This is a genomic window from Nakamurella multipartita DSM 44233, from assembly GCF_000024365.1.
GTDB lineage: Bacteria > Actinomycetota > Actinomycetes > Mycobacteriales > Nakamurellaceae > Nakamurella > Nakamurella multipartita.
Window position 1 is genome coordinate 5,690,327 of sequence record NC_013235.1, and the last position, 10,828, is coordinate 5,701,154.

The 10,828-nt window shown below is 70.7% G+C and carries 10 protein-coding genes; 5 read left to right on the plus strand and 5 right to left on the minus strand.

The window, feature by feature from the left end:
- Nucleotides 1-193: 193 nt before the first annotated feature.
- Both NAMU_RS25305 and NAMU_RS29640 read left to right on the plus strand, forming a co-directional pair.
- Nucleotides 194-3,178, plus strand: coding sequence for an AfsR/SARP family transcriptional regulator (locus NAMU_RS25305; RefSeq protein WP_015750182.1), 2,985 nt, complete (start codon nt 194-196; stop codon nt 3,176-3,178).
- Nucleotides 3,179-3,341: 163 nt separating this feature from the next.
- Nucleotides 3,342-3,569, plus strand: coding sequence for a hypothetical protein (locus NAMU_RS29640; protein WP_015750183.1), 228 nt, complete (start codon nt 3,342-3,344; stop codon nt 3,567-3,569).
- Here NAMU_RS29640 and NAMU_RS25310 read toward each other — a convergent pair.
- A complete protein-coding gene (locus NAMU_RS25310; protein ID WP_015750184.1) occupies nt 3,535-3,972 on the minus strand; it encodes a YybH family protein in 438 nt (145 codons plus the stop codon). The genes NAMU_RS29640 and NAMU_RS25310 overlap by 35 nt on opposite strands.
- A 107-nt stretch (nt 3,973-4,079) precedes the next feature.
- On the opposite strand from NAMU_RS25310, the gene NAMU_RS25315 reads away from it, so the two are divergent.
- On the plus strand, nt 4,080-5,081 hold the full coding sequence (locus tag NAMU_RS25315) for a polyprenyl synthetase family protein (protein WP_015750185.1): 1,002 nt from the start codon (nt 4,080-4,082) through the stop codon (nt 5,079-5,081).
- Here the strand turns inward: NAMU_RS25315 and NAMU_RS25320 are convergent.
- The 4 genes from NAMU_RS25320 to NAMU_RS25335 all read right to left on the minus strand — a co-directional run bounded on the left by NAMU_RS25320 (nt 5,063) and on the right by NAMU_RS25335 (nt 9,972).
- Nucleotides 5,063-5,452, minus strand: a complete 390-nt coding sequence (locus NAMU_RS25320) for a nuclear transport factor 2 family protein (RefSeq protein WP_015750186.1) — start codon at nt 5,450-5,452, stop codon at nt 5,063-5,065. The two genes, NAMU_RS25315 and NAMU_RS25320, sit on opposite strands and share 19 nt — an antisense overlap.
- A 119-nt stretch (nt 5,453-5,571) precedes the next feature.
- Complete coding sequence (locus NAMU_RS25325; protein ID WP_015750187.1) at nt 5,572-8,787, minus strand: bifunctional cytochrome P450/NADPH--P450 reductase; 3,216 nt, start codon at nt 8,785-8,787, stop codon at nt 5,572-5,574.
- A gap of 142 nt (nt 8,788-8,929) precedes the next feature.
- Nucleotides 8,930-9,646 (minus strand): VIT1/CCC1 transporter family protein, encoded by a 717-nt coding sequence (locus NAMU_RS25330; RefSeq protein ID WP_015750188.1) that lies wholly within the window; start codon nt 9,644-9,646, stop codon nt 8,930-8,932.
- 77 nt (nt 9,647-9,723) lie between these two features.
- Nucleotides 9,724-9,972, minus strand: coding sequence for a hypothetical protein (locus NAMU_RS25335; RefSeq protein WP_015750189.1), 249 nt, complete (start codon nt 9,970-9,972; stop codon nt 9,724-9,726).
- A 192-nt stretch (nt 9,973-10,164) separates the two neighbouring features.
- Between NAMU_RS25335 and NAMU_RS25345 the strand changes: the two genes are divergently transcribed.
- Nucleotides 10,165-10,632: a LapA family protein gene (locus NAMU_RS25345; RefSeq protein ID WP_015750190.1), complete on the plus strand. Its 468-nt coding sequence runs from the start codon at nt 10,165-10,167 to the stop codon at nt 10,630-10,632.
- Nucleotides 10,633-10,681: 49 nt separating this feature from the next.
- Nucleotides 10,682-10,819, plus strand: coding sequence for a hypothetical protein (locus tag NAMU_RS30180; protein WP_015750191.1), 138 nt, complete (start codon nt 10,682-10,684; stop codon nt 10,817-10,819).
- Nucleotides 10,820-10,828 lie beyond the last annotated feature (9 nt).

Below are 10,828 nucleotides of genomic sequence, written 5' to 3' on the forward strand. Positions count from 1 at the left end.
AACCTCTCGACCTTCACGTTCACCCCTCGATCGGAACGCCCGGCCGACAACGTTGCCGCACGCATCCGACGATCGTGAAGGCTCGATCGGCCGCCCCCTCCGTCACGAGCACAGAACACCCCCCGGGTGGGACGCCGGTGGGACGCCGCCCGAGCCGGCCGCCCATCGCGGCCGGCGAACCCAGGCCGGCGCCATGAGCGAGCCGGACTCCGCCACCGGACCGATCGTCGACCTGCTCGGACCCGTGCGCATCCAGGGGCCCGCCGAACCGCAGATCCTGACCCGGCGCATGGAGATCGGCGTGCTGGGCATGCTCGCGCTGCACGCCGGGACCCCCGTCACCGGGTCCAACCTGATCGACCTGCTGTGGCCGCAGGACCCGCCCCGCACGGCCGCCAAGACGCTGCAGGGGTACGTCAAGCGCGTCCGCGGCCTACTGGCCGGCGCCCGGGTCGAGCTGTCCTACGTCGGGCCGGCCGGGTACCTCCTGGCCCTGGCCCCGGAGCAGGTCGACGCCCTCCGGTTCGAGTCGCTGGTCGCGGCCGCCCGGACCTGCCCCGACGACTCGCTGCGAGTCCAGCAGCTGGACGAGGCGCTGGCGCTCTGGCGCGGCGAGCCGTTTGCCGGCTGCGACCTGGAGGGTCTGGGCCCCTTCCGCCAGTGGCTGGAGCGGCTGCGTAGCGGGGCCCGGTTGGAGCGGGCGACCGCGGACATCCGGCGCGGGGTCACGGAGCAGACGATCAGCGCGCTGCGCGTGCTGATCGCTCAGGAACCGACCAACGAGCGGCTGTGGCTGCACCTGATCGCGGCGTTGTACCTGGTCGGCAACCCGGTCGCGGCGCTGGAGGCCAGCGCCGAGGCCCGGCGGGAACTGGACGAGCGGGTCGGGGTCGCCCCCGGACCCGAGTTGATGGAGATCGAGCACCGGATCGGCGTGCACGACGACGTCGAGGGGTGTTACGTCCGGCTCACCGGCATCGAGCTGCGGCCGGCCACGGTCACCCCGGCTCCCGCCTCGGGTTCGACCCCGGGGTCCGGATCCGGCGCGGATCGCGAACGAGCCAATGCCGCCCTGCCGATGCCCGTCTGGGCCGGCGAATTGGTGGACCGCGAGGACACCGTCGCCGACATCGTCCGGCAGATCGACCGCGGCGTGCCGGTCGTCACCATCGTCGGGCCGGGCGGGATGGGCAAGACGCGGTGCGCCGTGGAGGCGGCCCGACAGGCCGGCACGGTCTGCGTGGGATTCCTGGATCTGAGCGGCATCGTCTCCGCCGATGCGCTGGCCGTGCACCTGGCCGGCACCATCGGCACCCCCGGCCACGACGACCCGTTCGTCGCGATCGCCGAGAGGCTGGCCGGGCATCGCTGCTGCGTCCTGCTCGACAACGCCGAGCAGATCGTCGGCGGCGCCGACGTGATCGGCCGGCTGGCCAGTCTCTGCCCGTCGGTCACCTGGCTGGTCACCTCGCGCCTGGAGCTGGGGCTGGAGGCCGAGCGGGTCACCCGCCTGCAGCCGCTGCCGTTGGACCCGGTCGCCGGCGGGATGAGCCTGTCGGCGGCGCTGCTGCTCTCCGCCGCCCAGCGCCGCGGCGTCAGCCTGCCGGCCGCGGCCCATCCGGTGATCGAACAGATCGCCGCCGCAATCGGCGGCATCCCGCTGGCCCTGGAACTGGCCGCCTGCCAACTGCAGTCGCTGGACCCGGCCACCCTGCTGCGCGCGCTGGACGATCCCCTGGTCACCCTGGTCGACCGGCGTCGGGCCATCGACCGGCACCGGTCCATGCGCGCCTGCTTCCAGCTCGGCCTCGACCAACTCTCCCCCGACGGCCTCGTCCTGCTGGCGCTGCTGTCCGGGCGCCCCAACGGCGCCCGCTACGACGACCTGGCCGCCGTCTGGCCGGCCGAGTCCGCCGAGCCGCTGCCCGCGGCTCTGGCCGAGCTGGTCGAACTCGGTTTCGCCGCCGGCGCCACCGATACTGCCGGGGCGACCCGGATCACCCAGCTGCCGGTCGTGCGCGCACTGGGCCGGGAACTGACCGTCGCCGACCAACTCGGCCCGCTGCCCGCCGCGCTGGACGCGGTGGTGATGGGCCGGGTGGCCGCCGCATCGGCCGGCGGCCACACTTCCGACGTCGAACCCGATCTGGCCGATGTGCGCCGCCTGCTCCAGTTCGGGGTCGATGACGACGCCGGGCTGGAACCGGCGCTGGGCTTGGCCGCCGCCCTGGTCATCTACTGGTGGTCGCATCGAATGGTCGAGGGTCGTGGTTGGCTCCACGCCCTTCTGCGCCGCCCGGTCCGGCAACAGCCCTCGGTCAATCGTCTGCTAGCGCTCAACTCGGCGGTGTTTCTGGACTACGGCGTCGGCGACAGCGATTCGGCTCGGCGGCACGCAGATGAGGCGCTCGCCACCGGCGCCGCGATGGTTCCGCCGGTCCACTCCATGCTGCTGTCCCGTACTGCCATGCTGGACGCCGCCGAAGAGTCGATCGACCTGGCGCGATCGCGGGCCGCTGAGTCGTTGGCCATTGCCCGGGCAATCGGTGACGGGCAGGTCTTGTGGCTGACGCTGGGGAATTGTGGTGACGTTGCCATCGCGACCGGCGACCGGCACCAGGCTCGTGAGCTGTATCTGGAATGCATCGATCAGCTCCGGCGGAGCGGAATCTCCTGGTTGGCGGCCGCGCCATGCGGGAGGCTGGGCGACCTGGAGCTCTCCGCCGGTCGTCTCACGGAGTCTCGAATGTGGTTCGACCGAGCGGTGTCACTGTGGCTGGATCGTGAACTCGGAGCAGGTGCCGGACAGACCCTGGCCGGAGCTGCTCGATTGGACGTGATCGAGGGGCGGTTGGCCGATGCGCGCACTCATCTCGACGCCGGGCTGCTCGCCGCTGAGAAGTCCGGAAGCCGAGTTGAGTACCCGTTCCTGACGATCGGCTACGCAGCCCTCGCGGCGGCTCGTGACGATGACGACACGGCTCGAGCCCTGTTCGCCCTTGCTCTGTCTCACGGACGGCGGGCGGGTGTCGCGTTGCGTCCGATGATTGATGGAGAGCTTGCGTCGCTCTACCGGTCAAAGGTCGACCGTTCCTCTCGTGAAAATGATGAGGCCCTGGCGCTGACGACTTCACTCGAGGACCTCCCGACGATCATCCGGCGCTTGATCGGTCCGTGATCTAACGGGCCTTATCGCCTGACCGGGGCCGGCTCGCAACAGTTGGTGGGCCGACCCCAGGCGGCGCGGCATCGAAACCACCACTCGATACCGCTGCGCGTCGAACTCCCAGTCGCTATGCTCTCACCCGACGGGGTGTCGAGCTGTGTCACAAGGGGGCGAAATGACCGACGATTCATCGCGGACAGAGAAATACGAGCTGATCAGGAAGAGGTTTCTCAGTGATCCGGAATTCCGCGATCAACTCACCAAGAATCCTGCCGAGACTCTTGAGTCAATTCTCGGGCCACTGACCGACCAGGAGCGCAACTGGCTCTCGTCCGCCCCTGAGGGCGCGGACGAACTGCTGGACTACGTCAAGCAGAACCCTCCGCCGGTGGGCTACTGGTAATCGACGTGACGGTGGAGTGATCGGCCAGGTACTGCCAGCCCTGGTCGTCACTTCGGCCGAACACCTCGAACGCGGAGACCGTCATCGTCATCCGTTCACCGGTCGCTTTCACGGTCAGCGTTGATTCGAAGGTCCCGTTCCGGGCCGCCTGGTTCGGGCCGTGATATTCGAACGGCGCGGTCGGCTCAGTCTGATTGTCGACGGTGTATTGCGCCATTGCCTCGGCAATCATGGCGACGATCTGGTCTCGACCGACCACCCACGACGAGCCGAATGGACCTCCGGTCGTCGTCAGCACGGCCGATTCGATATACAACTGGCCCAGCCCGACGGCGTCACCCGACTTCAGCCGGGCGAGATAGACAGCGGAAAAGTCATCGAGCGACCACACCGGTTCCCCCATGACACCCACTATCGCACGCCAGCCTCAAGCGCGGCGGAAAGGCATTCGGGTTCGGTGGGCATTGGCGGCAGAAGGAACCGAGGCTGTGGCAACCGGCAGGCTCATCGATGAAGCACCAGGCCGGATCGCCGGGCGACTGGCGTTGTGCCGCTATTGAGTCCGTACGCGCCGCGCTCGTGCCCTGGCGCGGACAGCTGCGTCCGCTCGCCGCGCAAGCGGTCGACCACCTCGACGCCGTTCTGGGCGCCGGCGACGGCTCGCAGATTGCTGCCCTGGCCGTTCCGGTGGCCGTGCACGCGGGTCTGCGCGGAAGCCATCCTCCACCGTGGTTGTTGGCCGCGGCCGGCGCGACCTATCTCGCCTGGAGTGTCCTGGACAACGATATGGACGGCGATCCGCCTCGATTCTGGAGTGAAAGCTCAGCGGCGGAGCGCTCTATCGGTGCCCATGTGCTGATTGCCACCGCGGCCGCCCAGGCCCCGATCGGCGCGGTCCCTTCCCTGGTCCCCACCCTTGCTCAGATCTACCTGGACATGGTGGCCACGGTCACCGAGGGCCAACTGCGGGCGGAGGACCGGCTTGACGAGCAAACGGCTCCCGAGGATGTGACCGCCGGCATCGAGGCCCGCAGCGGCGCCATGCTGGCCGGGTTCGCCGACCTGACTGCCGTCGCAGCCGGCACCGGCGCCGACATCCGCCGGGCCGTCCGACGGTTCGGGCGCGAGTTGGCCATGGCTCGCCAACTCGTCAATGACATCACCGAGTTGGAGTCCGGCCGAACCTCCGATCTGCGCAACGAGACGGCCACCATGACCGCTGCCTTCGCCCTCCAACGCGCCGCGGCGGCCGATCGGGCAGCTCTGGTTGATCGCCTCCGGGCAGCTGCGTTCGACGAGTCCCTCCGTCGGCAAATGATCGACGGTGAGCTGCAACCGGCGCTGGTCGACACCCGCATGCTCGCCCGACTGCACCTGGTCGGTGCGGCCCGGGCGGCCGAGTCATTCGTGGGCAGTGAGAAGGGCCGCGCTGTGTCTGATGCCTTGATCGACTACACCCTCGGGCCGCTCGTGGACGGAGCCATTACCAGGGCTCAAGCCGGCAATGCGTGATCGACCGGCAGGGCGGTGGCCTGGAAGTAGATCAGCCGCGGGCCGCCCGCCGACGAGCGCCACACCGCCACCGCCCGGCTCCGGTAGGGCTTCGGCACTCCGTGCAGCACCAGTTCGGCCCGCATCTCGTGCTGCACCAGCAGCGCGTCGCCGGCGGGGATCACGACGTGCTCCGCGGTCCGGATCCAGGTGTAGGCCAGCGCTCCCGATTCGATCGTGGCCAGATAGCTGTCCTTGGTGTCGCTGACACCGGTGGAATGCACGTACCGGCAGTCGTCGGCGATCAGCTCGCGCAGCGCCACGAGATCTCCGGCCACCATGGCCGCCGTCCGCCGGTCGTCCGCCGCCCGCACCAGGTCCTCGTCGATCACCGGCCCACCCTAGCGACCGCCGCCCCACGTGCAGTTGATCATGGGCAGAGTGCCGTTCTGACGGAGTCAGAACGGCACTCTGCCCATGATCAACTGCAAAAAACCGGCGCCGCGGGGCGTCAGCGGGCACCCCAGATGTCCTCCAGGTACCGGTGCTGGCGGCGCAGGTCGGTCAGCCAGTCCTCGGCCGCGGCGCCGCCGAGACCGAGCTTGTCGGCGGCGATCTGGGTCAGGGCGGCGCGCACGCCGGGCGCCAGGGTACGGGCGTTGCCGCAGACGTACACCACCCCGCCGGCCTCGAGCAGCGACCAGATCTCGTCCGCGTGGGCCAGCATCTCGTGCTGGGCGTAGCGCCGCTGCTGGCCCGGCTCGCGCGAGAATGCCGTGTAAGTCTGCACACTCGCACTCGTCGCGAAGTCGGCCAGCTCCTGCTCGTACAACCGGTCGTCGCGGGTCCGGCAGCCGAAGAACAGCAGGGACGGGGCCAGCGCGGCCCCGTCGGCACCCTGGGCGGCGCGTTCCTGCAGGAACCCGCGGAACGGGGCGAGCCCGGTCCCGGCCCCCACCATGATCATCGGCACGCTCGGGTCGGCCGGCGGGCGGAACGGGATGGTCGGCTCCCGGGTGAACACGAACACCGTGCTGCCGGCGTCCATCGACGCCAGGTAGGTCGAGCAGACCCCCTCGAACCGGCCGGCGCCGGATCGGGCCGGCTCGGCCAGCACGCCCTCGGTCACGCACACCGTGTCCGGACTGGCCAGCGGCGAGGAGGAGATGGAGTAGTACCGCGGGGCCAGGGCCGGCAGCAGATCCAGGAACACCGGGAACGGCAGCGCGCAGGCCGGATAGCGCTCCAGCAGGTCGAGCACCGACAGGTTCGGCTCACGCACCTGCGTCCGGTAGGTCTCGTCGTCGGTCAGCGCCCGCAACGCCGCCTGCTGCGCCGGGTCGTCGGTGTGCTCGGCCAGCACCTCCAGGTCGGCCCGGGTGGCCGTCGCCTGCAGTTCGACGCAGGCCCCGAGCACGCCCAGCAACGGCGACGGCTCGTCGACCGGCAGGTGGGTGTGCGTGCCACTGTTCGCCGTGATCGTCACGTAGGTGCCCATGTCCAGGCCGAAACGTCGCATCACGCGGCGGATCTGGGCCTGGTTGTTGCGGGGCAGCACGCCCAGGTGATCGCCGGCCCGGTAGCTCAGCCCGGCCGGCAGGGCGACCTCAACGTGCCGGGTCGAGCGCACCCCGGCCGCCCCGGTCGCGGTCAGCTCGACGTTGCGGGTGACCAGGGTCGGCGTCGCGTCGTAGGACACGACCACCGGGTTGGTCAGCTGGCGGTTCACCGTGGCGATCGTCAGCCGCGGCCCGGCCGCCGTCACCTGCGCCTGCCGCTCCGACAGGCCCAGCCCGGCGGCCAGATCCGCCCACAGGTCGGCGTGCCAGGCCCGGTACTGGCCGTCGAAGTCGGCCTGCGCATCTCCGGCGCCGCGAGGGTGGATCCGGGTGCCGCCCAAGCGTTCCAGCTCGGCGTCCAGCAGGATCGGCACCGCCTGATAGGTCGCCGCCCAGTCGGTGTCGCCGCAGCCGAACACCGTGAACCGCACGCCCGCGTATGCCCCGTCGGGCACCGCCCGGCTGCGCAGCTTGTCCACGAAGGCGGCCGCGTTCTCCGGCGCCTCGCCGTTGTAGGAGGCACTGACCACCAGCACCGCACCTTCGGCCGGCAGGTCGGGTCCATGGTCGTCCAGAGCGGCCACCGTCACCGCGTACCCACGGTCGGCGCCCTCCCGTCCCAGCCGGTTGGCGATGCCCTCGGCCGTGCCCAGGTTGGAGCCGAACAGCACCAGCAACGGCGTGCCGTGCGCCGTCGCCACCGCGGACGCGTCGGCCTCGGCCGGCCCTTCGTCGGCCGCACCCGTCACCGCGGCCTGCGCCCGCGCCACTCCGGCGAAGCCCTCCCGCGGCCGCAGCCGGATCCACATGTCCTCCGGCTTGACGGTCAGGGTCGCGCGGGTGTGCAGCTGGTAATTGCGGTGGTCGATGATGTCGAAGCGCTGCAGCAGCATGCCGAGCACCAAAGTGGCCTCCTGCAGGGCGAACTGGCGACCGATGCACGCGCGCAGCCCGGTGCCGAACGGCCGGTAGGCCAGCGGCGGCACCGCGGCGAACCGCTCCGGGTCGAAGTGATGCGGGTTGAAGTCCTCGGCGTCCGGCCCCCACACGCTGGGGTCGCGGTGCAACATCGGCAGCAGCACCGAGATCCCGACATCCTTGGGCGCGAGGTACTTCCCGCCGATGACGGTGTCCGTCCGGGCCGCCCGGGTGAACATCGGCGCGGTCGGCCACAGCCGCAGCGACTCGTCCAGGATCTGCCGGACGAAGGTCAGCTGGTGCACCTGCTCGTACGTCGGCTCGGCGGTGTCCCCGAGCACCTCGTCGATCTGCACCCGCGCCTGGTCGATGTACTGCGGGCTTTTCATCAGGTAGTTGATGGCGAACGAGAGCAGGCCGCTGGTGGTCTCGTGGCCGGCCACCAGGAACGTCATGCACTGGGCGATGATGTTGTCGTCCGGCAGCCCCTCGCCGCTGGACTTGTCCACCCCGGTGAGCATCCGGCCGAGCAGGTCGGTGTTGTCGGCCGCGTCGCCCTGCCGCCGGCGGTCCTCGATCAGACCCTTGACCAGGTTGATCTGGAACTCGCTGTCCTCGCGGGCCTGCCGGCGGGCCTGCACCCGGAGCTTGCGCTGCAGCGGCAGTTCCTTGGCCTCCTTCTGCGCCTCCAGCAGGTTGCGGACCATGGCCGCCACGAACGGGTGCGGGGTATCCCGGTAGAGCGAGTTGAAGCGGTAGCCGAACCCGCACAGGGCGATCGTGTCCAGGGTGAGCGCGGTCATGTCGGCCGGCACGTTCACCTCATCATCGGGGTTGAGCCGCGACCACTTGTCCATCAGCTGGCCGGCGATGTCGACCATCCGCGGCAGGTAGCCGCGCATGCTGGACTGGCTGAACGGGGCCATCAGGATGTTGTGCGCCCGCCGCCAGAGCGGATCGCTGGTCTCGGACAGGAACAGCCCCGGCGTCCCGGTGCCCCGCGCGGCGACCAGCCCGGGCCCGAGTTGCTTGTCGAACCGTTCGTCGTCGCAGATGTCGGGCATCAGGTCGGCACCGGAGACGACGATCCGGGTGGTGCCGGGAACGGTCAGCTTGTAGATCGGGCCGTACTGGCGGGCCCAGTCCATCAGCGTGTCGATCGGGTGCGGGTTGTTCAGATCCAGCAGGTTGCCCAGGATCGGCACACCGTGCGGGCCGGGCAGCTGATCGACGGAGATGGGGGCGGTCATGGGGCCTCCGCACGGCACGAGTACCGGACCGCCTGGGTCGGTTCTCGATGGCGTGAACGCGGCGCATCGCCCGGACGGGCGAAAATCACCCTACGACGGACAGAGCGCCCGGGCGAGATCTTGCCCGGGCCCGGTCGTCCGCTCAGCCGATCAGGCCGCCGGCGATGCTGCCCAGTAGGTAGGTCACGCCCATGGCCAGCAGGCCGCCGGCGATGTTGCGCAGCACCGCCCGCAGGACCGGCGCCGACCCCAGCCGGGCGCTGACCGAACCGGTGACCGCCAGGGCGAGAGCCACGGCAACGACCGTCACCCAGGCCGAGGGCGCCACCACCACCCCGAGCAGCGGGACCAGCGCCCCGACCAGGAAGGCCAGGAAGCTGGCCCCAGCCGCGTGCCACGGGTTGGTCAGATCATCGGGGTCCAAGCCGAGCTCGGCCTCGGCGTGGGCCCGCAGCGCGTCCTTGGCGGTGAGCTGGACGGCGACCTTGCGGGCCAACCCGGGCTCGATGCCCTTGGCCTCGTACAGGCCGGCCAGCTCGTCGAGTTCCTCCTCAGGGGTCTCGGCCAGCTCGCGGCGTTCCCGGTCGAGCACCGCCTTCTCGGTGTCCCGCTGGGTCGAGACCGAGACGTACTCGCCGGTGGCCATCGACATCGCACCGGCCATCATGCCGACCAGGCCGGACAGGATGATCGAGCCACGGTTGTCGGTGGCCCCGGCCACGCCGAGCACGATCGCCGCGGTCGACACGATGCCGTCGTTGGCGCCCAGCACCCCGGCCCGCAGCCAGTTGAGCCGGCTGGCCAGTCCGGGGTCGTGTGGCTCATGGTGCTCGTTCAGGTCTGGTTCGGTCTCGCTCACAGATCCCAGTTTGACGTCCTGACCTGGGCATTTCCAGCAAGCCAAGCCTGCCCTCAGCGTGATCGGCCGGCCAGCGGTCAGGCCGTCGGCCCGGTCGGATCGGGGCCCGTCGGGGCGGGCCCGGTGGGGTCGGGATGGACCGGGCCAGGAACCGGGAACGGCGAGCCCGGATTGGGGTTGTCCGGCACCGGGTCCACCGGCTGCGGCTCCGGCGTGGGCGGCGGTTCGAACGGCACCGGCGGACGGTCCGGCGCGGGGTCCGTCGGCACCGGCGGGCCGGACGGGTCGGTGGGGCTCGGGCTCGGGAAGGGATCGGGCATGGTCATGGATTTCTCCTCTCCACCGGGCCGATCGACGATGACGGCCCACCCGGTCAGTGCCCGCCCGGGCCGGTGGGCACACCGGTCGGCCCGAATTCCTCCGGTCGCGACAGCCGGCCGGTTTCGCCGCGTCGGGGCCGGGTACCCCCAATGCGCGGGCGCAGGTCCCGCGCAGGCCGACACCGGGAGGTGCACAGGATGAGCACGCCCAGCCAGTACGACCCGGCCCGGCCGAACACCCCGTACGACATGACGACCGCGCCCACCCCGCCCTCGGGCCTGCCGGCGATCCAGCCGACTCCGGCGGCCGACCCGAGCTATCCGCCGGATCCGTCCGGGCCGTCCTTCGGCGGGTCCGACGCGGTCGATCCCGCGGCCGGCGCGCCGAGGGCGACCCCGAACTCGGCGGCCAAGAAGCATTCCCGGACCGGCGCCGCCTGGGTCGCGCTCGTCGTGGCCGCCATCGTGATGATCTTCCTGCTGATCTTCATCCTGCAGAACTCCGACCCGGTCCAGGTCCGGTACTTCGGCTTCGAGGGCACCATGTCGCTCGGCGTGGCGATGATGTTCGCCGCCCTCGCCGGTGCGCTGACCGCCGGACTGCTCGGCACCGTCCGGATCCTGCAGTTGCGCGCCCGGGCGCGCCGCGCCACCGGCTCCCGCTGACTCGATCCATCCATCGGCCCCAATCCATCCATCGACACGAGGAGCACCCATGAGCCACCCCAACACCACCGATCCGGCCACCACCGAGGAGACCCCGCAGGCCCAGGAGGCGCTGGAATCGGACGACGGCATCGGCGCCACCACCGACGAGGCCAACACCTTCGAGCCGGAAGAGCCCACGAGCTGACTGCGGCCC